Here is a 24468-nt window from a genome sequence, read left to right as displayed (position 1 = left end):
CTATGAGTAAAAATAAAGAGCCCTACACTCCGGGTGAGAAACTTCGGGATGCGTTAAAAAAGGAATCACCTCTTCAGATCGTAGGCACAATCAACGCAAACCATGCGCTTCTTGCACAAAGAGCCGGTTTCAAAGCGATCTATCTATCTGGAGGAGGAGTGGCTGCAGGTTCTTTAGGAATTCCCGATCTTGGGATCACTACCTTAGAAGATGTTCTCATTGATGTACGTAGGATCACTGATGTTTGCGATCTTCCCTTGCTCGTAGATGTGGATACAGGATTCGGACCTAGCGCATTTAATGTGGCAAGAACCGTAAAATCCTTAATCAAAGCAGGGGCCGCAGGACTTCATATAGAAGACCAAGTTGGTGCAAAGCGATGTGGCCATCGACCGAACAAAGAAATAGTCTCCCAGGAAGAAATGGTCGATCGCATTCGGGCGGCAGTAGATGCAAAGACGGATCCTAAATTTGTGATCATGGCAAGAACCGACGCACTGGCAAACGAAGGTTTAGAGAAAGCGATAGAAAGATGTAAAGCATTCGTAAATGCAGGGGCAGACATGATCTTCCCAGAAGCCGTCACAGATCCGGAAACCTATCGTAAATTTACGGAAGCAGTGTCCGTTCCAATACTCGCAAACATCACTGAATTTGGAGCCACACCATTATTCACTGTAGATGAATTAAAGTCCGCCGGAGTCGGACTCGTATTATATCCGTTATCCGCCTTTAGAGCAATGAACAAGGCTGCAGAAAGAGTCTTTCAAACCATTCGTAAAGAAGGAAGTCAGAAATCCGTATTGGATACTATGCAAACCAGAAATGAACTCTACGAGTCGATCGGCTATTATGAATACGAAGATAGGTTAGATGCATTATTCGCTGCCGCTAAATCAAAAAACGGAAAAGGAGAAATTAGATGAAAGAGATGACTGTCGAAGCAAAGCCAACAAAAGGAAAAAAATCCGTAGCCCTTTCCGGAGTGGCCGCAGGTAATACCGCACTTTGTACGGTAGGTATAACTGGTAACGATCTTCATTATAGAGGATATGATATTCGCGACTTAGCAGAAAAATGCGAGTTTGAAGAAGTCGCTCATCTTCTTATTCATGGGAGACTTCCAACAGTCTCAGAACTTCGCAGATATAAAGACAAATTACATTCTGCCGCAGGGTTGCCGAATGCGGTCAAGGTGGCATTAGAACAATTGCCTTCTAGCACCCATCCGATGGATGTGCTTAGAACAGGAGTGTCCGTCTTAGGATGTAATGTTCCTGAAAAAGACGATCATAGTATCTCCGGTGCAAAAGAAATCGCAGATCGTATTCTTGCTTCTTTAGGATCCATGCTACTCTATTGGTACCACTTCGCATATAACGGTAGAAGAATAGATTTAGAATCTAACGAAGATTCCATCGCTGGACGTTTCCTACATCTTCTTCATAGTAAAAGACCTTCTCTATTATCGACAAAGGCAATGCAGATCAGTCTCATTCTTTACGCAGAGCACGAGTTTAACGCCTCCACATTCACAGCGAGAGTCGTAGCAGGAACGGGTGCTGATCTTTACTCTTCTATCTGCGGAGGAATAGGAGCATTAAGAGGCCCGAAACACGGAGGAGCCAACGAAGTTTCTTTAGAGATCCAAACTAGATACGAAAATCCCGAAGAAGCTGAAGAAGATATCCTTAAGAGATTGGAGAATAAGGAAGTCATCATCGGGTTTGGACATCCAGTTTATACGATTGAAGATCCTAGAAGCGGAATCATCAAGTCGGTCGCCAAAGAACTTTCGGAAGAAGCGGGAACAAAGACCATGTTTGAAATTGCCGAGAGGATAGAAGGTATCATGGCAAAACATAAAAACATGTTCCCGAATCTAGATTGGTTCAGTGCGGTCAGCTATCATATGATGGGAGTTCCTACCGCAATGTTCACTCCTATCTTTGCTATCGCAAGAACCACGGGATGGAGTGCCCACGTAATAGAACAAAGATTGGATAATAAAATCATCCGACCTAGCGGAAACTATATCGGGCCGGATAATCTAGACTTCGTATCCATTGAAGATAGAACATAAAGAAAACTAAAAAAATTTATAAAGGATCAATCGCAAATATGAGCGCTACTATTCAAAATATCAAACAAGAACCAGACAAAGTAATTACAGATATCGTGGATTACGTTTTCAATTATGAAATCAAGAGCGAACTTGCTTACGAAACTGCAAGAAACTGTTTGATCGATACATTAGGATGCGGCTTGGAAGCTTTAGAATATCCTGCTTGTACGAAATTATTAGGACCGGTAGTTCCTGGAGTTAAAGTCAGAAACGGAGCAAAAGTTCCAGGAACTCCTTACGAATTAGATCCTGTCCAAGCCGCATGGAATATCGGAGCAATGATCCGCTGGTTGGATTTTAACGATACATGGCTCGCTGCAGAATGGGGACATCCCTCCGACAACTTAGGAGGAATTCTTGCGGCCGCCGATTGGGTTTCTAGGAACTCTATCTCGGTAGGAGGAAAACCTCTTTTGATGAAGGATGTTTTAACAGCAATGATCAAGGCTCATGAGATCCAAGGTTGTATCGCATTAGAAAATTCTTTTAATAAAGTCGGATTAGATCATGTGCTTTTAGTAAAAGTGGCATCAACTGCAGTTGCATCACAACTTTTAGGTCTTACTAAAGAAGAAGCGGTCAACGCAGTTTCTCTTGCATGGGTAGACGGTCAAAGTTTAAGAACATATAGACATGCTCCGAATACCGGGTCTAGAAAATCCTGGGCGGCAGGCGATGCAACTTCCAGAGCCGTACGACTTGCACTCATCGCTAAAACGGGAGAGATGGGATATCCTTCTGCATTAACCGCTAAGACCTGGGGATTCTATGATGTTCTATTCAATGGAAAACCTTTTCAATTCCAAAGAGAATATGGATCTTACGTAATGGAGAATGTACTCTTCAAAATTTCTTTCCCTGCCGAGTTCCATAGCCAAACCGCAGTAGAAGCTGCGATGCAAATCCATAACGAATTAAAAAACAGAGGAAATTCTGCAGAAGATATCAAAGAAATCAAGATACGCACACATGAAGCATGTATTCGGATCATAGATAAAAAAGGACCTCTTCACAATCCCGCAGATAGAGATCATTGTATCCAATACATGGTGGCAGTTCCTATTCTATTCGGAAGATTAGCTGCATCCGATTACGAAGATTCGGTAGCTTCTGATCCAAAGATAGATTTACTTAGAGAAAAAATAATCTGCGAAGAAGCTCCTGAATTTACCAAAGACTATCACAATCCGGAAAAACGTTCTATTGCAAACGCACTTACTGTGACCTTAAAAGATGGAACCATCTTAGACGAGGTTGTGGTGGAATATCCGATCGGTCATAAGAGAAGAAGAAAAGATGGCATCCCTCTTTTAGAAGCAAAGTTTAGAAAAAACTTAAGTAGAAGGTTTTCCGAAAAGCAAAGAAAAGCAATCTTAGAAGTTTCACTTGATCAGAAAAAGTTAGAAGCTACTCCAGTGCATGAATACGTAGATCTATACGTGGATCCGACATTGGGAATTCACCTGAATTGATCGTGAATCCTAAACTAAAAAACGAACCAAATTCTACGATCTCTCATTTTGAGAATCCGGAACCTGGGCCATTTCATAAAAAAATCTTAAATATGAGATGGCCTGGTATCCAACTCTATTATCCTCCGGTGAAATTCATTCCGAAGGAATCCAAATACGAAGATCTGGAAACCGCAGCAGATAGATTGAATAGGATTGCTCTTCATACAAGAGCGCATACACTTCTATTCGATCTGGAAGATGGATGCGCCAGAAAAGCATTGAGCAGGGAACTTCTCCGAAAAGAGATCCATATTTTCTCCGAAAGAAAATTCCAAACAGCGATACGGATCAATCCCTTCTTAACGGAAGAATATGAAGAAGACCTGCTCTTATTAAAAGATATAGGTGAATTCGTAGATGTGGTCGTTCTTGCGAAGGCTGGAGAACAATATGGAACGGCTGAAATACGTGACTTGTCCTCGTATTTAGTTGAAATTAATCCTTCTGCAACCGTCCAGCCTATTATTGAACATCCTCGCTCTTTAAAGCTCGCTGCAGAGATGATGCAATTTTCTACGGTCCAACATCTCATTTTTGGAATACATGATTTTTCTAAAGCAATGGCAATTCATATCAGTCCGGAGAACTGGTTAGAAGAATTAAAACCTTATCTTTACGATCTTCTAATAGAAGCAAGACAGGCTGGAAGAGGAATTATAGGTGGAGTTGATCCGATGATCAATGGAGAAGGCCTTCCGGACAATGCACAAGAAGCCTCTGACGTTCGAAGATGGTTGGATCTAAGAGGAGACAAAGCTTCCAGGATCGTATTCGAACATGCTACTAAAGAAATGTCCTTAGGACTCACCGGAAAACAAGTCATTCATCCGAATCATATCAATTTATGTAGAGCCGCATTCGTTCCTTCCCCTGGAGAAGTAAAAAGAAATATCCGAATATTGGAAGCGGCCACGGATGCAGGAGCTTTATTGGGAGGTGCGATCCGTTTCGAAGGCGAAATGTTAGATCCACCAATGTTTGGAAAAGCCTTACAAGTTTTGCTTAGAGCAAAGTCTTTAGGAGAATTACCTGAAGGCGGAGAAAGATTCGTCCTCTCCGTATTGAAAAACCTTCCCAATCGAGTCGTTTTAGAAAATTGGCCTTATGCGGGTTTTAATTAAAGAACTATTAAGAGGATATTATGAAAGATTATACAAAGGTTCCTGAATATTTCAATATAGGGGTAGCAGTAACAGACTCACACCTGGGAACTCCGATCGAAAACAGAGATGCACTCATAGTGGAAGAACCGGGAGAAAAACCCCAGGTCTGCACTTTTAAAGAACTGTCGATCCTTTCTTCTAAGTTTGCAACTATATTAAGAAATTTACATATAGGAGAAGGTTTTAGGGTGCTGATCCGCCTACCTAACTCAGTCGCTTACCCTACAACATTTTACGGAACGATGAAAGCAGGTGCCGTTGCTGTTCCCACTTCTACCTTATTAACTCCGAAGGAAGTAGGTTATTTAGCTTCCGACTCGGGAGCAAAAGTGCTCGTTATAGATAAAAAATCTTGGCCTCAATTTTCGGAAGAGTTATCTGGAAATTCCGAATTAGAATTCGTTTTTCTAACGGGAGAAGGTCCTCTCCCTCCTTTCAAAAACGGAATTAAGATTTTTGATCTATCCGAAAGCCTGGATCAATCCTTCCAGATTGCCGAACCTGTTCGCACTAAGTCTTCTGATCCAGCCTACTTAGTATATACATCAGGCACAACAGGTTATCCGAAAGGAGTATTACACGCACATCGTGCTTTAATAGGTAGACAACCCGCAAGCGAGTTCTGGTTCCATTTCCAGGATCACGACAAGATCCTTCATTCTGGGAAGTTCAATTGGACTTACGTCTTAGGAACCGCACTCATGGACCCGATGTTTAGAGGACATACCGTGATCGCATTCGAAGGAAAGAATGACGTATCGACATGGCTGGAATTGATCGCGAAATATGAATGCACAATTTTCATAGGTGTCCCTACAATTTACAGACAAATATTACAAAAAACAAATGCAACTAAGGCAGATGTGCCCTCTCTACGTTACGGAATGTGCGCTGGGGAACATCTTACAGACGAAGTATTGAAAGAATGGCAAACCAGATTTAAACTTCCTATCTATGAGGGTTTAGGTATGTCCGAGTTCTCGTATTATATTTCACAAAATAGATACTCCCTCATTCGGCCGGGATCCGCGGGAAAGATCCAACCCGGTCATAAGGTCAAACTCGTAGATTCTGATTTTCATGAAGTCCCTCCCGGAGAGGAAGGAATGATCGTGGTCTCAGAGGAGGATCCCGGCCTATTTTTGGAATATTGGAGACTCCCGGAAGAGAATAAATCCTCCAGAAAGAATGGATACTTCTTAACAGGCGATTATGCGAAACTGGATGAAGATGGATATATCTGGTTCGTTGGAAGAAAAGATGATATCATCAACACATTCGGATACAGGGTATCTCCTTACGAAATAGAAAGAGTGATGAAATCACATCCTGCAATTTCGGAATGCGTTGCCTTGGGCGAAGATATTGGAAATTCGAAAGTGCTCGTTTCTTTATGTGTCCTTCTACTACCGGATACGCAAGTTTCAGAATCGGAATTGATCGCATTCGGAAAGGAAAGGCTCGCAGAATACAAGGCTCCCAAAAAGGTCCATTTCTTCTCAGAGTTTCCAAGAACCAAAAATGGAAAAGTGCTTAGAAAAGAATTGGCACTTAAGATCCAACCCGCTGAGAACAATCCAGCGAGAGGATAAGATGAGAAGGATCCCGGAAAGTCATATCACCGAGGCAATTTTTCGTGCCTTACAATATATCTCTGCCTATCATTCTCCTGATTTCATAGAGTCCATGACAAGAGCCTGGAAAAAGGAAGAATCTTCTGCAGCAAAAAATGCAATCGGGCAAATATTAAAAAATTCTAAAATGGCTGCGATCGGCTTCAGACCGATTTGCCAGGATACTGGGATAGTAGTGGTTTTCGTAGAGATCGGAACAAAGGTCTGGATAGACACAGAACTTTCATTGCAAGATCTGATCAACGAAGGTGTCAGAAAAGCCTACACTTCCCCGGAAAATCCACTTAGAGCCTCCGTAGTAAAAAACCCCGAAAGTAACAGGATCAATACGAAAGATAATACTCCTGCAGTGATCCATATGGAATCCATACCGGGAGACGAGATCCATTTCTGGGTGGCTGCAAAAGGTGGAGGATCCGAAAACAAAGCCAAATTTGCAGTATTAAACCCGAGTGATAGTATCGTAGATTGGGTCCTTCAAAAAATTCCTGAAATGGGCGCCGGATGGTGTCCTCCAGGTGTATTGGGAATCGGGATCGGTGGAACTCCTGAAAAAGCGATGCTTCTTGCCAAACGTTCCTTACTAGATCCAATTGATATAGACAAGCTGAATGATTCTGATCCTGTCCAAAAGTTAAGAAAGGAAATTTATACAAAAGCAAACTCCCTCGGAATCGGAGCACAAGGACTCGGAGGACTTACAACCGTTCTGGATGTAAAAATCAGAACTTATCCTACCCATGCTGCTTCTCTTCCAATTGCATTAATACCGAACTGTGCGGCAACCAGACATATTCATTTTTCATTAAATGGAGAAACCATACCAGATTTCATTCCTCCACCTATCCAAACATGGCCGGATATGGAAGAAGATTCGAGAACAGAATCTAAAATCGTTGATCTCGATTCATTAACTTCTGACTCAATTTTGGATTGGAAAGCAGGAGATCGCCTCCTTCTAAGAGGAACCTTACTTACCGGTAGAGATGCAGCTCACAAAAAGATCGTGGAACTTCTGAGAGAAGGTAAATCTCTTCCAGTCGACCTAAGAGGAAAATTTTTGTATTACGTAGGTCCCGTGGATAAAAAACCGGGAAGCGATGAAGTTGTCGGACCTGCAGGCCCAACTACTTCCACTCGAATGGATAAGTTCACCGAAGAAATTTTAGAAACGGGGATCTTAGGGATGATCGGAAAAGCGGAAAGAGGAAATCAAACTGTGGAACTTTTGAAGAACAAAAAAAGAGCATACCTAATCGCAGTAGGAGGAGCAGCTTATTTAGTATCTAAGGCAATCCGCTCATCCGAGGTCATTGCGTTTCCCGAATTAGGAATGGAAGCAATTCATAAATTTGAAGTATTCGATATGCCAGTGCTAGTTGCAGTTGATACCTCCGGGAATTCTATTCATAAGACCGGCCCAGCCTACTGGAAACAAAAAATCGAAATAGCAAATGCAACGGAAAAAGGTTAAAAAGGATGAGCACTTCTCTTGAACAAACCTTATACAGACCGAGACGATCCCTATTATTCGTACCTGGATGGAAAAAACGTTATTTAGAAAAATCTAAAGAACTGGATGTGGATTCTCTCATTTTCGATTGGGAAGAATCAGTTCCTCCTCAAGAGAAAGAGAACGCGAGACATTTGGTAGAAGAAACATTAGGCTCCTTCGAGTTTTCTAAAAGAGAAAGAATCATTCGTATCAATCATTGGCAATCTCCTTGGTTCCAAGAAGACTTACAGACTTTAAAAAAGATAAGGCCTGATTCCGTAATTATTCCAGGAATCCAAACCGCCGAAGATATCAGTTTTGTTCTGGAAAAAATAAATTCCGTCTTACCAAATTTACCCGTTCTAGTTTTAATCGAACATGCGAAAGCAGTATTACAGGCTGAATCTATCTTAAAAACTTCGGAACAAATACTCGCACTAGTATTAGAGAACAATTCCCTATCAGCGAGCCTAAAACTTTATCCTTCTTCTGAAAGAGAAGGACTTCTTTTTTCCTTATCACATTTGGTCTTAGTTTGTAGAGCATATCAAAGAATTGTAATAGATGGTGCTTATCTAAACTACACCCAACCGGAAACTTTCGAACTTCATTGTAGGCAAGCTCGAAATTTAGGTTTCGATGGAAAGACAATCATTCATCCTAACCAAATCCTATACGCAAATGAAGCATTTCGCCCAAAAGACTCAGAAGTAGTCCGAGCAGAAAAGATCGTTTCCGCTTTAGAACAAACAAAACGCGAGGGATTCGCGATCTGTGTAGTAGAAGGCCATGTTATAGAACCGATCGAAGTGGAGAATGCGAACAGAATTCTCTCTTTGCACCGAATCCTGCAAAATCGATCAGAAGGTGAAATTTTTGCTTGAAGTACTTTCGGAGAAAAAGGAATTATGTCCCAACTCCGGGAGGAATTGAGGTGAGAATCCTCAGCTGACGGCGCAACCGTAAGTAAGACATAGATCTTACAAGTCGGATCTTCCCACGAAAGAATCGCCCGTACCCGATCTTTCGTTCCGAAAATTATTTTTTCAGGGCCCCGGACAATATGTTAGCGGGACCCCTCGTCTGGATTTTCTTATCCACGCGAACTCCCGCATAAGGAGTTCGAATGAAAACGCAAAACCTGGGCTATCCAAGAATCGGCAGCCAAAGAGAATTAAAAAAAGCAGAAGAAGCTTATTGGTCCGGAAAGTCATCTTTAGATGAACTGTTAAAAGTCGGAAAACAAATCCGTATCCATAACTGGAAATTACAGCAATCGATCGGAATCGATCTAATCCCCTCAAACGACTTTTCATATTATGATCAAATCTTAGATCATTCGATTCTTTTCGGTAATATCCCCGAAAGATATAAAGCCATCGAAGCGAATCAAAACCTTAATGCTTATGATCTCTACTTCGCAATGGCGAGAGGATATCAGAAGAACGGTTTAGATATCACCGCTATGGAGATGACTAAATGGTTCGATACGAATTATCATTATATCGTTCCTGAATTTAAGAAAGGTCAAACCTTCACTCTTAATTCTGAAAAAATTTTGCGGGAGTATCAGGAAGCGAAAGAACTAGAAATCGAAACGAAACCGGTCTTAGTAGGTCCAGTATCTTATCTACTTCTCGGAAAAGAAAAAGAGTCCGGCTTCCATAGGTTAGATCTTCTTGAAAGCTTACTTTCTAAATATTTGGACCTTCTAAAAGAATTAGCAAAACAAAACGTAGAATGGATCCAAATCGACGAACCATTCCTTGCTTTGGATTTAGATACAAGAAGTAAAGAAGCATTCCATTATGCTTACTCTGAAATCTCCAAAGTAATCTCCAGCACTTCTTCCAAGATCATGTTAACCACTTACTTCGAAGGTCTAAAAGAGAATACTCGATTAGCAGCTACTTTAGGAACGGCCGGTTTACATATAGACTTGATTCGTTCTCCTGAACAATTAATAGAAGTATTAGATCATCTCGATTCTAAATTAATTCTTTCTTTAGGAATTGTAGATGGGAGGAATATTTGGAAAAACGACTATTCTAATTCTCTAATACAAATTGGAAAAGCGGTAAATAAAATTGGCGCCGATCGAGTTTTTATTTCTCCTTCTTGCTCCCTACTTCACTCCCCTTGCGATCTCGATCTGGAAACGGATTCCGTAAAACTTACACCTGAGATAAAACAATGGCTTTCTTTCTCTAAACAAAAATTGGAAGAAGTTGCTACTCTCGCCGGTTTGACTTCCGGAATTTCAAATGAAAATCTTCCTGAAAAATGGAATAGGAACCAAGCAATCCAAAGAAGCCGCCAAGATTCCTCTCTCATTCATGACCTTAAAGTAAAGGAAAGATTGCGAAACATATCCCAAAAAGATATGAGAAGATCTAATCCATTTCCCTCCAGAAAGGAAAAACAAAAACAATCCTTAAATCTTCCTAGTTTTCCTACGACTACAATCGGTTCGTTTCCTCAAACCTCCGATGTGCGCTCTTGGAGAGCTAAATTTAAAAAAGGGGAAATTACAGAATCAGAATATACTTCCCTGTTAAAACTTGAAACTGAAAAAGCTGTGCGATGGCAGGAAGAAGTCGGACTAGACGTTTTGGTCCATGGAGAATTCGAAAGAAACGATATGGTCGAATACTTCGGAGAACAACTAAACGGTTTCGCTTTCACGCAAAACGGCTGGGTCCAAAGTTACGGATCTCGTTGTGTAAAGCCTCCTATCGTTTATGGTGACGTTTCCAGAACCGGGCCAATGACTGTTGAATGGAGTCGTTATGCACAATCTCTGACCCCCCTTCCAGTAAAGGGGATGCTTACTGGCCCTGTCACAATTCTGCAATGGTCTTTCGTTAGAGACGATCAGCCTAGATGGGAAACCTGCTTTCAGATCGGCTTAGCAATTAGAGACGAAGTAGTAGATTTAGAAAAAGCAGGAATTCGAATTATACAAATCGATGAACCTGCAATACGTGAAGGTCTTCCACTTCGAAAAAAAGATGAAGCAGCTTACTTGGATTGGGCAGTGAAAGCGTTTCTTCTTTCTGCAAGCGGAGTACAAGACGGGACACAAATCCACACACATATGTGTTATTCCGAGTTTAATGATATTCTATCAAATATCGCGGACATGGATGCGGACGTGATCACGATAGAATGTTCCAGATCTCAAATGGAATTATTGGAAGCATTCGGACAATTCAAATACCCGAACGAAATAGGTCCCGGTGTTTACGATATCCATTCTCCGAGAGTCCCCTCCAAAATTGAAATGGTGAAACTATTGGAAAAAGCCAAATCCGTTCTTCCCGAAGATCAGATTTGGGTAAATCCAGATTGTGGCTTAAAGACTAGAGGATGGGAAGAAACCAAAAAAGCTCTCATCGAAATGGTAGATGCTGCAAAAGAACTAAGAGCCGTGTCAAAATAAACGGACATTAGCCGCAAAAAATATTAGAAAAATAGGATAAACATGCAAGCAACTCGAGAAAATCCATTGTTGGACGAAAACAAAAACAGATTCGTGATACTTCCGATACGTCACCCGATGCTTTGGGAAATGTATAAAAAACACGAGGCAAGTTTTTGGACGGCGGAAGAGATCGATCTATCGAGCGACCTATCGGACTGGGAAAAACTGGCTGATGGAGAAAGGCATTTTATCTCGCATGTTCTGGCTTTTTTTGCGGCAAGTGATGGGATCGTGAATGAAAATCTGGCAGTGAACTTCATGAGAGAAGTTCAGTTGCCGGAAGCTCGTTGTTTTTACGGATTCCAAATTGCGATGGAAAATATCCATTCCGAAACTTATTCATTACTCATAGATACTTATATTCGAAATCCGGAAGAAAAGGAAAAACTCTTTCGTGCAGCCGAGCATATCCCCGCGGTGAAGAAAAAAGCTGATTGGGCCTTACGTTGGATAGATAGTTCAAATTTTTTAGAAAGACTGATCGCGTTTATGGCAGTGGAAGGAATCTTTTTCAGCGGAAGTTTCTGCTCCATCTTTTGGCTGAAAAAAAGAGGACTTCTACCCGGACTAACTTTCAGTAACGAACTCATTAGTAGAGATGAAGCACTACATTGTGAGTTCGCTTGTCTCCTATACAAAATGTCCCCCGAGAAATTATCGAGAGAACGAGTGTTGGAAATCATAAAATCGGCGGTAGAGATCGAGCAAGAATTCGTGACAGAAGCTCTTCCGGTAGATTTGATCGGAATGAATTCAGGGCTTATGGAAGCTTACATAGAATTCGTGGCGGATCATTGGTTAAACGTATTAGGATATTCGAAAGAATATTTCACAGAAAATCCTTTCGATTTCATGGAGATGATATCGCTGCAAGGAAAAACAAATTTCTTCGAAAAACGGGTCGGTGATTACCAAAAGGCCGGTGTGAAGGATTCCAAGAATGGCAAAGTGTTTTCGTTAGAAGAGGATTTTTAAAAAAGAGGGACCGGGAGTAATATCATGTTTGTAATCAAAAGAAACAGCAAAAAAGAAAGCGTCAAATTCGATAAAATCACTGCGAGAATAGAAAGACTAAGTTATAGCCTGAATCCTCTTGTTGATGTGACCACAGTCGCAAAACGTGTGATCGAAGGAATTTACGACGGAGTCAGCACAACAGAATTGGACAATTTAGCTGCGGAGATCGCTGCTTCCTTTACAGTAAAACATCCGGATTATGCAATCTTAGCTTCCAGGATAGCAGTCAGTAATCTTCATAAAAATACGACTAAATCCTTTTCCGAAACAATGAGACTTCTTAGCGAATATACCGATCCAATCTCCGGCAAAAAGACCCCTTTGATCGCGGAAGATGTAATGCGTATTATCGACAAAAATTCTGACTTATTAGATAGCTCGATCGTATACGACAGAGATTTTGGGTTCGATTATTTCGGATTCAAAACTTTAGAAAAATCTTATTTACTTAGAATGTCAGGTAGAGTTGTAGAGAGACCTCAACATATGTACATGAGAGTTTCGATCGGAATCCATAAGGATGATATTGAATCCGCAATCAAAACATATAATTATATGAGCGAACGTTGGTTTACCCATGCAACTCCTACTCTATTCAATGCAGGCACTCCAAAACCTCAGATGTCTTCTTGTTTTCTACTTCAGATCAAGGAAGATAGTATTGAAGGAATTTACGAGACAGTAAAACAAACAGCGAAAATCTCTCAAAGTGCTGGAGGAATCGGTCTTTCCATTCATAAGGTTAGAGCCACGGGAAGTTATATCGGAGGCACAAACGGAACAAGCAACGGAATCGTTCCTATGCTTCGCGTTTTCAACGATACTGCAAGATATGTGGATCAAGGAGGAGGCAAACGAAAAGGAGCATTCGCTATTTATTTGGAACCTTGGCATGCAGATATTCAATCTTTCCTAGATCTCAGAAAGAATCATGGAAAAGAGGAACTCAGAGCAAGAGACTTATTCTATGGATTATGGATTCCCGATTTATTCATGAAGCGAGTAGAGCAAAATGAAAGTTGGAGCCTATTTTGTCCGGACGAAGCACCTGGACTTCATGAATGTTGGGGAAAGGAATTCGAAGAATTATACGAAAGATACGAAAAAGAAGGAAGAGCGAAAAAGTCAATCCCTGCGCAAGAACTTTGGTTCAGTATTATGGATTCACAAATAGAAACTGGGACTCCGTACTTGCTCTATAAAGATTCAGCAAATTCTAAAAGTAATCAACAAAATTTAGGGACGATCCAATCCAGTAATCTATGCACAGAAATTATAGAATACACTTCACCGGACGAAATAGCAGTTTGTAATTTAGCTTCTATCGCTTTACCTAGATTTGTAGCTGATAATAGCTTCGATTTCGATAAGTTATACGAAATCTCATATCATGCCGCTAAAAACCTAAATCGGATTATAGATCGAAACTATTATCCCATCCCGGAAGCTGAAAAATCAAATCTTAGACATAGACCAATCGGATTGGGAATACAAGGACTTGCGGACGCATTCATTCTTTTACGCCTTCCTTTCGAAAGCGAAGAAGCTCGAAAATTAAATCGTGATATATTCGAGACCATTTACTTTGCCGCGATGACCGCAAGTAAGGATTTGGCAAAAGAATTCGGACCATATGAAACGTTTGCTGGATCTCCTTTATCGCAGGGAAAATTCCAATTCGACCTATGGGGAGTCAATCCAGGAGAACGTTACGATTGGGAAAGTTTGCGAGAAGAGATAAAGACTCACGGAGTAAGAAATTCCTTACTACTTGCTCCCATGCCTACTGCGTCCACTTCCCAAGTATTCGGAAACAACGAATGTTTCGAGCCTTACACTTCAAATATATATGTTAGAAGAGTATTAAGTGGAGAATTTATCGTCGTGAACAAATATCTTCTGAAAGATCTTGTAAAGCTCGGAATTTGGAACGAAAGTATGAAGAATAAGATCATAAAAGCAAATGGTTCTGTCCAAAACATCCAAGAAATTCCGAATGATATTAAGGAAATTTACAAAACAGTTTGGGAGATTAAACAAAGATCGTTGATCGACATGGCAGCAGACCGAGGGCCGTTCATATGCCAATCTCAATCTTTAAATCTATTCCTTGATTCTCCAAATCATTCCAAACTTACCTCCATGCATTTTTATTCATGGAAAAAAGGTTTAAAGACAGGAATGTATTATCTTCGAACACAAGCCGCCGCACAAGCAGTACAATTTACAGTTTCAGAAAATGTAGAAGAGCGTTCTCCGATACAGGCTCAGGAGAAACTACCCGTTTCGGAAAAAATCCCTGTATCCGTTGCTGCTCAAGGTTTAGAAACTCTACCAGAGCCAGAGTTTCTTACCGGGGCTAGTTGCTCTATGGAAGAAGGTTGTATTACTTGTAGTTCTTAAGAAAGTTTATTCAGTGTAAAAATGAGGTTTCGGATGTTTGTAAGTTTTGCCCGTTGTGGAAAGAAAAACTCCTCATTTCCCAGTCGGAACAATCGTAATCCACTCAATAAATTTAGTCTGAAAGAATGCATCGATCTGCCCAGTGAACTGATGATAAATCAAAAAGAAAATCCAGTATGCCAAGGTGGCCGCAACCAAAGTCCTCGCAGTCATATTCGCTAAAAGTGGAGAAGCAGTGTAATACATACGAACCACTGCAATTGGCCATAAGAATAATAGGAAAAAGTAAAATGCTCTTGGGAGTCCGTAGATCCAGCTTAAAATTTCAGAAGGATAAGATTTAGATAATCTTTCATAAGCTTCTTTTAACTCGGGAAAGAATTGGAAGAAGTAGAATACAAAAACGAAAAATGTAGCGATCTTCCAAATGATCTCTATATCGTTTCGGATCAGTACGAATGTCAAACCCACAAACCAAATCAAAAAGATAGGAAATACGATCTGCTGTAATAAGGAACCTGACTGGGCGAGAAACATCAATTAGATCTCCTAAGATCATTTTCGGCAGAAACCCGCCCGGACACCCACTCTAAACATTGCAGAAAACTCTCCGGATCCGCTTTTCCGAGACCTGCGATATCAAAAGCAGTCCCATGATCCGGAGAAACCCGGATAAAATCCAGTCCCAAAGTTACATTGACTCCGAATTTTCCCTCCCACATCTTGAATGGGATCAGCCCTTGGTCATGATAACATGCCAAAAACAAAGAGTATTTTGCCCTGGAAGTTTCGCTGAACGCACCGTCTGCGGAGATCGGATCCGTAACATCTAACCCTGCCTTTCTCATTTTAGAAATGATCGGCATTAGGATCTTTTTCTCTTCATCCCCGACCTTTCCACCTTCTCCTGCATGAGGGTTTAAACCTAAGAACGCAATTTTTCCTTTAGAGATAGGAGCAGAACGAATGGCAGAAATGAAACTGGATATATGGATTTTTTTTAAATAAGAAGGTACCTTCTTCAATGGAACATGAGTGGTTAAAGGAAGAACATTCAGTTCTTTTCCGGCCATGAGCATATATGTTTTTTTCTTATAAACTTCCGCCAGATATTCGGTATGACCTGTGAATTTTTTTACCCCGGCTTTGATCACCCATTCTTTACTTAATGGAAGTGTAATTAAGTCACCGCCGATTTTTTTTTGGATGCGAATAACTTCTTCCAAACTTGCAAATGCAGCTTTTCCTGATAGAGAACCGGGTTTACCGATCACTAAGGATTTTTGTTCGGAACTAGAAAGTGCAGATGTTCTCCAAAGATAAAGTCCGGGAGAAGATATTGAAAATGGATCTTGGATTTCCTGCCAACCAGGATAAGAAAGGGAAGAATTAGAACTGATGAGTAAAATTTGTCTTTGTTGGGAGAAGATGTTTAACTTCTCCCTAGACATTTGAAGAATTTCCGGCCCGATCCCACAAGGGTCTCCCTCTGTGATAAGGATGGGAATCAAGGCCTATACCGGGAAGATTAAGCTTCCTTAGCTGCTGTTTGTTTACCGAAAAGTCTTTCTAAGGTTAAGGAATCCTTAGCGTATTCCAATTCGATATGATCTTTATTGGAATGTTTCAGGTCGCTGGAAATGATACAACGTCCTTCGAGCACTACTCCGTTTTGGATGATCAATTCCGGTGTGCGGATATCTCCCAAAATTCTGGAAGTAGGAAGAAGCATCACTCTGTTACGAGCGGTGATATTTCCGATTACGATACCTTCTATAATGACGCTGGCTGCAGTGATGTTTGTGCGAACCTTACCGGAAGCTCCGATATACAATTGTTCCGCTTGAAGAGATTTTCCTTCGAACTTTCCATCAATCTTTAAGGATCCATTGATGAAGAATTTTCCGTTAAAGTAGGAATTTTCGCCGATTGTGGAGTTTGTAACTTCGGAGGAGTTCTTAACAAGTGCCATGAATATAAAATCCTATTTGCGAAAGACCGCAGGTTTTCGGTTTATACACTAATAAACCGGACCCGCCCCTTCCGAAAAGGAATTTTTTAAACTGGAAGCTATTTTTACAGATCCAGACTCAATCGGATCATGTCCCGGCAGTGGATCCCGTTCTCGTAGATTGGTTCCGGATAATTTTTGGTAAAAAAATCGAAATCGATCCCAGTAATTCGAAACCCACATTTTTGGTATAAACCTAATTGGCCGATTCCAGCGTTCCCTGTCCCAATTTCGAGGGTATGAAAACCTTCTTCTCTTGCCTGGGAAATCGCATGGAGCACCAATTTTTTCATTTGGATCTGCGAGAAGTAGCAGATCCATAGGTGGAGATTCATTCGAAGAAAGTTTTCTGATTTTAGTATTTATCAATGTTTGATATTCGGAACGTTGATCCGATCTAAAACTTCTGCAGTGAATTCCCTAAATTCGTCCAAGGCTTCCGGAATGGACTTGCCTTCCAACTCGGTGGCCTTCTCGAATCTAGAATTGAAAGTTATCTTGTCTTCTAAATTCATAATAACTCCCCCGCCCGCTTTAAATTCGCCTAAGACCTTGGAGAGGAATTCATTAAACTTTTGGAACATTTCGAAAGCTTCCGCGATAAAAATACGGGTTTGTTTATTTTTCATCCGGCTTAGCTGTTCTCTGAAATCTTGTTTTTCAGCAGCCTGGTATTCTTCGATCGTCTCCGTCAAAACCTTGATGTTCCGACGAATATTCTCCATATGTTTGACCACTCCGTCCTTCTCATTCCCGTGAGAGAAGTCGAAACGAATATGAGTTTCATTTAATATAGGAAGATACTCTCGATCCAATACATTGATCCAGGTCCCGATCTGATTCACCTCGGTATCGTTAGAATTCGGAGAAATTTTCATGATAGGATATTTGGCCAAGATCCTTCCAGCGGCGTCCGGATTCTCACGGAACATGCGGATCTGCTCTGCGGCGGTTTCGAGATTGTCCGGAATTCCTTCCGGAGAAATTTCCCTCATCCGATTTCTATATTTTTCCAGATCCCTGGAAACCCTGTATTTCTGTTCGTCATTTTTGGACAATCTTTGGATTTTCTCCAATTGTTGGATCATCTTCTGATGTCTTTGGAGTTCTAGAATCTGTTCTTGGGTGATTGCCATAGGGTCTTAGTGCAAATTTTAGAAAATACTTATTGCTCGAGCAAGAACATTCTTCCCTTAAGTTTTGCTCTTATACCTGTCCAAAACCAATCTTAAAAAATCAGACTGTGGAAATTTGTGCACCAAAGATTCCATTAGTTGTACACCTTCTTCTACAGGTCCGGTTTCCAAAAGAGAGACCGCTTTCAGGTAAACCATCTCAGGAGAATATTGGAATCTTCCTGTTAGTAGTAATCTTTCCCTAAATATATCGAATTTTTTGTCCTTAAATTCTTGGACAGCGATTGCCCTTTGGGTCAGGTAGGAACCCGGGGTTTGGGCCCTGACTCCGATCATTTCAGAATCCAATTCTCCGGCTACTGTGGAATTCCAAAGCACTAAAAGTTCGAATGGTCTGAGTGTGTAAGACATCCCTTGTTCTTTTAAGATCTTATAACGCTCGAATAAAGAATCATCACTTCCTTCTTGGATGGAATCACGTAGAGTTTCCTTTAATTCTTCTCTTCCATTTTTCTTTTTTTCTTCCAAGATCCATTCGAATACGAAGTCTCTCGGTTTACATTTTTTAACTAAGAAAAATCTATCCAGGATAGGATGTCTGAGAGAATAATGATCTAAGAAGAAGTCGGCTTCCGTTCTGGAAAATTCTTCGATCCTTCTCGAAATGTTTGCATCCAAAGCCTTTATGTTTCGGATCCCTTCTTTTTTATCCTTGAAATAGAAATAAGCAAGCCCTGCCAGATCCGGCTCTTGGGAGGAAATCACCAGATCGAATAATTCATTCTGTTCTTCTTGGTTAAGCCCTTGTTGTTTGTGGCGATACGCAATCCTTTCTTTTCTTTCCAGACCTTCTTTCAGAAAACTTTCGGATTCAGAGATCGCATCTATAAAGTATAATAATCTTCTTCCTTCTTTTGCTTCTTTCAGATCCTCTCCGAAAGAATCTACCAATTCTTGGTAATCTCTGATCCGATCCTCACAAAGTAAGAACGCAGAACATAAGAAGAATAGTTCAGGATCCCATACCAGATTTCCTTTCAACTCATCCAACAACTCCTGGAAAAATAAGCGGAGAAGTTTTTCTTCCCTTTCAGTGATTCCATCTTCCCTGATCCAATCTAGGCGAGGAGAATGGAATACAAATCTACCGAATAAGTCCGATCTGAAACAATGAGAGGGTCTCAAATGTGTCAGGATACTTCCGCTATAATGATCTAAAATTTTTGTTTTGAGTCGAATGACTTCCGTATCAGGTTTTCGATCCTGTTTTTTACTTTCGAAGTCCGGATGCCTTAAAGTTATTTCAGGCCATTCTGTATTTGATACCGATATATGCATAAAGACTCCTTTTTGGAGTTGAACCCTTTTTAAGGCAGATTAAGAGAGAAGAATCGCATGAAAAAAACGATTCTGGGGTTACTCCCGTTTCTAGTTGTCGGCAGTCTTTTTGCGGACGACGACCTAAAATACTTGGTCAAATCCTATAGTTTAGAAAAAATACGTAGGATTTTCAGGGAAAGATCCCCTTCCAAAGAATCCGAGGTTTATGCTCTAGTTCGTTTCCATGAAACACATCCTGACGGGGACGAGGGCAATAAATTCAGATATCTAGTCTCTCTTTTAAAGGGGAGACTCGTAGTTGGTGTAACCAAGGACGAACTTCATAGTCTGATCAAGAATCCACTCCCTCCTATGAATGCGGTCTCCAAAATGAGTTTTTGGAAATTGTATGAGGAAATGGTAAAAAGAAAAAGTTTATCTTCCTCCGAACTTATTTCTTATCTCAAAAAACTCCCTCCCGAGTATGATCCTATTTATAAAAATGTTATTGGGGAAATTCTCCGCATCCATTATGAAAATGGAGAATTTAAAGAAGCCAAAGATTACGCCGAAAGTTTTTCCGAAAAAGATAAAAAAGAATATTTCGGAGCCATGGCTTATTACAGATACGCCAAGGCATTATACAAATTCGGAGAAGTACAGAAGGGAGAAAATCTTTTATACGCTCTCGCAGAAGATGCAAACGTTCCTTCTTACGTTAAAAAAGATATTTATACCGATTTAAGGACTTGGAAGGGAGAATCCTTTTATAAACAGATCCCTTTGGAAAAAGGAGTACTATTCCTTCCTTTTTTGGATGCGAGTGATAAAAAAACTTTTATATCCTCCCATCAATATTTCAGCTCTATCGTTTTCGAAAGGCCGGAAAGTTGGAAGGCTGCAGCGAGAGGTTTAGTCGGGTATTATCCGGAGAGACTTTCTTCTCTTTTTTCCAGACATAAATATTATGCGGAATATTTTCCTGAGTTTACTGCGGCAATGTCTGTGGAACTTTCCAATCAAAACCTTGCAAAATCGGGTTTGGATCTATTAGAAAAGACGAATCTTTCTTCTTCCGAGTCCGTGGAATACGCTTATGCAAGGGCTTATAAACGGTTGGGAGAAAGGGATAAATATTTTAACGGACTTCTATCTTCTCTCGAAAAAAATCCGTATAATCTGATCCGACAAGATGAACTGATCGATCTTTTGGTAGGTGACCATTCTAATTTTTTAGAAGAGTCGTATTGGAAAGAGGCTTTAAAAAGGATCCCCAATCTTCCCGTAAAAGGTAGATTGGTGTATTGGTATTTGAGAAGTTTAAAATCCAAAGGAAAACAGGATGAACTTCTTTCTTGGTTAAGATCTTATTATAAATTCATTCCAGGTTCTTATTATACCAGAGTTATACGAGAAGAATTTGCGACCGAGATTTCTTCTATCCAAAAACCGGACAGTCCTCTTCGAAACAAGGATACATTATTCGAATATCTTTCACTAACTGCCGGTGATCCAAAATATTCGGATAAGATCATTGGAAGAGATCTGGAATTTGCATATTTTCCGGATTCTTTTTCCCTGGATGTCCGGATCGATTCCGCTCATAGCAAGGTAAGAGGAAATACTCTATTACAAAACGCTAAAGAATATTTAGATATCGGAGAAATGGCATATGCTAGTTCTCTGGTAGACAAATTCGTTTTACAAACAGGAACGTCCGAAGAGGAAAAAGACGAAATTTTTGCCGCACTTGGAGAAGTTACCGGCAATCAATATCTTACGGTATTTCATACAAGAAATCTAATGAAAAGAAGAAGGATCCCTGACGATGTGATCCTTCTTCCCTCCAAACTAGCTTCTAGGATCTATCCAAGACCTCATAGGGATATAGTTTCTCATTATTCCCAATCTTTCGGGATCGAAGAAGATATTGTCTATGCTGTGATGAGACAGGAGTCCTTTTTTAAGGAGAATGCCGTATCTTCTTCCAATGCGAGAGGTCTTATGCAGATTATGGGACCTACGGGGAAAGGGTTAGCCCAAGGTTTAGGCCTCGGTCCTTATTCTCTTTTTGATCCGGAAATTTCTATCCAAATGGGTGCAAAATTCCTAAAATACCTTCTCTCTTCTAATGAAAACGATTTGAAATGGGCCTCAATCGCTTATAACGGAGGACCAGGAAATCTCAGAAAATGGAAACGAAATCATTATCACGGAGATTTTAATCATTTTTTGGAAGAACTTCCTCTAAAAGAACCCCGTGATTATTGCAGGATCGTAACGTCGAACTATTATAATTACCAAAGTTTAAGGCAGTACAAAAACCGCTGAGCATCCAAAACGGATTCTTTTTTTTGGATTGTCTAGAATTTCAGATCCGTGAAATAGTTCTAAGGACCGGGCCGAGTTCTCAATTTCACCTCTCTGTCCTGAGGTCTACCTTATGCCGGTTCGTCCGATATCATTCATCTAACAGGAGTAAAAAATGGCAAACACCGCAATCTTAAAAATCGACGGTAAAGAATATGAACTACCCATCATTACGGGAACTGAAAACGAAAAGGCCATAGATATCTCCAAACTCAGACAACAAACAGGATACATTACATTAGATAACGGTTATTTAAACACCGGAGCCTGCACTAGTGCAGTTACATTCCTGGATGGTGAGTTAGGAATTTTAAGATACCGTGGGATCCCGATCGAACAGTTAGCCGAAAAATCTAGCTTCACCGAAGTAGCTTATCTTTTGATCTACGGCCGTCTTCCTTCCGACACGGAGCTGCAAGAATGGGACAAAGAGTTAACCATGCACACTTTGATCCACGAAGATTTAAAACGTCTTTATAATGGATTCCCGAAAGATGGTCACCCGATGGCGATCATGTCCACAATGATCGGTTCACTTTCTACGTATTACCAAGATTCTTATGACCCGGAAAATCCAGATCATAGACATATCTCCATGGTTCGTCTTTTAGCGAAGTTCCCTACAATCGCTTCATTCGCTTACAAAAAATCATTGGGCCAACCTACAGTTCACCCGATGAACCACCTGGATTATTGTAGCAACTTCTTAAACATGATGTTCTCGGTTCCAAGCGAAGAATATTATATCGATCCTGAGATCGTAAAAGCTCTGAACCTTCTATTGATCCTTCACGCTGACCACGAACAAAACTGTTCCACTTCTACTGTTCGTTTAGTCGGTTCTTCTCTTGCAAACTTGTATGGAGCAATCTCCGCAGGTATCTGTGCTCTTTGGGGACCTCGTCACGGTGGAGCAAACCAAGAAGTATTAGAAATGCTTTTAGAGATCAAAGCTTCCGGTCTTCCTGTGAAAAAGATCGTAGAAAAAGCAAAAGATAAGAATGATGCATTCCGTCTTTCCGGATTCGGACACAGGGTTTATAAAAACTTCGACCCTCGTGCTAAGATCATCAAAAAAGCATGCGACGCAGTTCTTTCCAGATTGGGAGTAAATGACCCTCTATTAGATATCGCTAAAGAATTAGAAGAAGCGGCACTTAAAGATTCTTACTTCGTAGAAAGAAAACTGTATCCGAACGTGGACTTCTATAGCGGTATCATCTACCGTGCACTTGGAATTCCTGTGAACATGTTTACAGTAATGTTTGCGATGGGACGTCTTCCTGGTTGGATCGCTCAATGGAAAGAAATGATAGAATCTCCTGATATGAAAATCGGAAGACCTCGTCAGATCTACACCGGCGCAACTGACACTTCTTACGACAGCGCTAAGAAAAAGTAAGATTTTTTAAGGCTGATATTTTTAAAGGACAGGGTTTTTCCTCTGTCCTTTTTTATGTATTCTAAGATAAAACTGAGCTCGGGTCTCTTTCCTCATTCCCCTCCCAGCAAGAAATCTAAATCCCCATATTAAGAAATTTGCCTTTACATTAAGGATCATTTTTACTGGAATATTAAAAATTCTTTTGGTCAAAATGATGCCACGTGAAATCTTAATTTTTCTTCTTCTATTGATCTTTAACTGCACTCCGAATATTCGTGACTTCACTCCTAAAAGATCGGAAATTTCTCCTTCCGATCTTTCCTCATTAAAAACTCCTTTTGGGGTAGGATTCTTTAGATTATCTACACGACCAGCCGGAGGCTTAGGGCCGGTACATTTCTACCTCGAAGTAAAAGACGGCTCACTTCCAAACTTCAGTAATCCGTCTGAACTTATCTTTAGGCCCTTTCGCGATCCGAAAGAGGCTTCTGCCAAATTAGATGAATGCGTAATTTTGATAGGAAATACGGCGGAACTACGTATCATCAACTACAGAGTAATGCCTACGGAAGAGGAAAAGGCAAGAGACAGAAGACTATTATACTCCGAACCAAGTATGTTTACAAAAAGAGCGCTACAATTACGAGACGGTGAAATCCATTATTTCGGAACGGTTTCATTTGGCAGACTCGGTAATATCGAAACTAAGTCGATTGACGCTGATAAGCTTTACTGTATGGAAAAACTTAAGGGAATTCTTCCCGACTTGGACCTTAAAAAAACGAAAGATCGCATTATGGTAAAATATCATGAATAAATTTAATAAAATTATAATACTGCTGATCGCACTTTTCTTTAATCAGTTTTGTTTGGTTTTCACTTCTCGAGAAAATCCTATCGAAATATCCAAACAACCTAAAGAACTAATGAAGCCGATCACCTTCATAGTTAAATCAGAGATATTGGAATATGAATCCGGAAAAAATGAACGTTTTATAGACAGATATACAAATACAGTGGCTACGTGCAGATGTTTAGTTGATTTCAACGTATTCGTTAATAGCGTTCCTGATAAGGACGAACAATACGAATATATTGCTGAAGTTCATATAAATAGCGAGCGTGCAATAAAACCTTTATCTTCAATATCAACACTCCTAAGTTTTTTCACTCTTGGAATCATACCTGCCTGGTCCAAGAAAAATCTAGAATATGAAGGTGTCCTATATCACAAAAGTGGTAAACAACTTGGAAAATTTTCAGGTTCAGGAAGCAGAACTACCATTGTGGAAATTTTATTAGTACCCTTTCTTCACACTAAACATTCTTTGGATGATAGAGAAGGTTCTTTAACTTGGATTGCACAAGACATATTTCAATCCGGGCTCGTTCCAAAAATTCTGAACGATTAG

20 protein-coding genes are annotated in these 24468 nt (G+C 40.4%); 14 read left to right on the top strand and 6 right to left on the bottom strand.

The window, feature by feature from the left end:
* Positions 1–2: 2 nt before the first annotated feature.
* The 10 genes from prpB to EHO58_RS13205 all read left to right on the top strand — a co-directional run bounded on the left by prpB (position 3) and on the right by EHO58_RS13205 (position 14835).
* Positions 3–926 (top strand): methylisocitrate lyase, encoded by a 924-nt coding sequence (gene prpB / locus EHO58_RS13250; RefSeq protein ID WP_135680257.1) that lies wholly within the window; start codon positions 3–5, stop codon positions 924–926.
* On the top strand, positions 923–2083 hold the full coding sequence (gene prpC, locus EHO58_RS13245; protein WP_135680256.1) for a bifunctional 2-methylcitrate synthase/citrate synthase: 1161 nt from the start codon (positions 923–925) through the stop codon (positions 2081–2083). The genes prpB and prpC overlap by 4 nt, the downstream gene beginning before the upstream one ends.
* Before the next feature lie 38 nt (positions 2084–2121).
* Positions 2122–3597 carry a bifunctional 2-methylcitrate dehydratase/aconitate hydratase gene (locus tag EHO58_RS13240; protein ID WP_135680255.1) on the top strand — a complete coding sequence of 492 codons (1476 nt, stop codon included), beginning with the start codon at positions 2122–2124 and terminating at the stop codon, positions 3595–3597.
* Between the two features lie 2 nt (positions 3598–3599).
* Positions 3600–4760, top strand: a complete 1161-nt coding sequence (locus tag EHO58_RS13235) for an HpcH/HpaI aldolase/citrate lyase family protein (protein WP_208728811.1) — start codon at positions 3600–3602, stop codon at positions 4758–4760.
* A 20-nt stretch (positions 4761–4780) separates the two neighbouring features.
* Entirely contained in the window at positions 4781–6394 is a 1614-nt protein-coding gene (locus EHO58_RS13230) for an acetate--CoA ligase (RefSeq protein WP_135680254.1), read from the top strand.
* Between the two features lies 1 nt (position 6395).
* The gene (locus tag EHO58_RS13225) at positions 6396–7910 is read left to right on the top strand and encodes a fumarate hydratase (protein WP_135680253.1); all 1515 of its coding nucleotides are present in this window, start codon (positions 6396–6398) and stop codon (positions 7908–7910) included.
* Positions 7911–7915: 5 nt separating this feature from the next.
* On the top strand, positions 7916–8815 hold the full coding sequence (locus EHO58_RS13220) for an HpcH/HpaI aldolase/citrate lyase family protein (protein ID WP_135625962.1): 900 nt from the start codon (positions 7916–7918) through the stop codon (positions 8813–8815).
* Between the two features lie 242 nt (positions 8816–9057).
* Positions 9058–11373, top strand: coding sequence for a 5-methyltetrahydropteroyltriglutamate--homocysteine S-methyltransferase (metE, locus tag EHO58_RS13215; protein WP_135680252.1), 2316 nt, complete (start codon positions 9058–9060; stop codon positions 11371–11373).
* A 42-nt stretch (positions 11374–11415) separates the two neighbouring features.
* Positions 11416–12390, top strand: coding sequence for a ribonucleotide-diphosphate reductase subunit beta (locus EHO58_RS13210; RefSeq protein WP_135680251.1), 975 nt, complete (start codon positions 11416–11418; stop codon positions 12388–12390).
* A 24-nt stretch (positions 12391–12414) separates the two neighbouring features.
* The gene (locus tag EHO58_RS13205) at positions 12415–14835 is read left to right on the top strand and encodes a ribonucleoside-diphosphate reductase subunit alpha (RefSeq protein WP_135680250.1); all 2421 of its coding nucleotides are present in this window, start codon (positions 12415–12417) and stop codon (positions 14833–14835) included.
* Between the two features lie 72 nt (positions 14836–14907).
* Here EHO58_RS13205 and EHO58_RS13200 read toward each other — a convergent pair whose 3' ends face one another.
* The 6 genes from EHO58_RS13200 to EHO58_RS13175 all read right to left on the bottom strand — a co-directional run bounded on the left by EHO58_RS13200 (position 14908) and on the right by EHO58_RS13175 (position 19320).
* On the bottom strand, positions 14908–15372 hold the full coding sequence (locus EHO58_RS13200) for a hypothetical protein (protein WP_135680249.1): 465 nt from the start codon (positions 15370–15372) through the stop codon (positions 14908–14910).
* Positions 15372–16346 carry a PdxA family dehydrogenase gene (locus tag EHO58_RS13195; protein ID WP_208728809.1) on the bottom strand — a complete coding sequence of 325 codons (975 nt, stop codon included), beginning with the start codon at positions 16344–16346 and terminating at the stop codon, positions 15372–15374. Before EHO58_RS13195 ends, EHO58_RS13200 begins: the two co-directional genes overlap by 1 nt.
* Positions 16347–16363: 17 nt before the next feature.
* Entirely contained in the window at positions 16364–16807 is a 444-nt protein-coding gene (locus EHO58_RS13190) for a bactofilin family protein (RefSeq protein WP_008592184.1), read from the bottom strand.
* A gap of 104 nt (positions 16808–16911) precedes the next feature.
* Positions 16912–17181 carry a GNAT family N-acetyltransferase gene (locus EHO58_RS13185; protein ID WP_244241175.1) on the bottom strand — a complete coding sequence of 90 codons (270 nt, stop codon included), beginning with the start codon at positions 17179–17181 and terminating at the stop codon, positions 16912–16914.
* Positions 17182–17211: 30 nt separating this feature from the next.
* Positions 17212–17982, bottom strand: coding sequence for a hypothetical protein (locus EHO58_RS13180; protein WP_135625956.1), 771 nt, complete (start codon positions 17980–17982; stop codon positions 17212–17214).
* Positions 17983–18039: 57 nt separating this feature from the next.
* On the bottom strand, positions 18040–19320 hold the full coding sequence (locus EHO58_RS13175; protein WP_135680248.1) for a hypothetical protein: 1281 nt from the start codon (positions 19318–19320) through the stop codon (positions 18040–18042).
* 57 nt (positions 19321–19377) lie between these two features.
* Here EHO58_RS13175 and EHO58_RS13170 point away from each other — a divergent pair, with 57 nt between their 5' ends.
* The 4 genes from EHO58_RS13170 (at position 19378) to EHO58_RS13155 (ending at position 24468) form a co-directional block, all read left to right on the top strand.
* Positions 19378–21633 (top strand): lytic transglycosylase domain-containing protein, encoded by a 2256-nt coding sequence (locus EHO58_RS13170; protein ID WP_135680247.1) that lies wholly within the window; start codon positions 19378–19380, stop codon positions 21631–21633.
* 154 nt (positions 21634–21787) lie between these two features.
* Complete coding sequence (locus tag EHO58_RS13165; protein WP_100724253.1) at positions 21788–23074, top strand: citrate synthase; 1287 nt, start codon at positions 21788–21790, stop codon at positions 23072–23074.
* Between the two features lie 193 nt (positions 23075–23267).
* A complete protein-coding gene (locus EHO58_RS13160) occupies positions 23268–23873 on the top strand; it encodes a hypothetical protein (protein ID WP_135680246.1) in 606 nt (201 codons plus the stop codon).
* On the top strand, positions 23866–24468 hold the full coding sequence (locus EHO58_RS13155; protein ID WP_135680245.1) for a hypothetical protein: 603 nt from the start codon (positions 23866–23868) through the stop codon (positions 24466–24468). Before EHO58_RS13160 ends, EHO58_RS13155 begins: the two co-directional genes overlap by 8 nt.

The organism is Leptospira selangorensis (genome assembly GCF_004769405.1).
Classification (GTDB): domain Bacteria; phylum Spirochaetota; class Leptospiria; order Leptospirales; family Leptospiraceae; genus Leptospira_B; species Leptospira_B selangorensis.
This window is presented reverse-complemented; position numbering and strand designations above follow the sequence as displayed.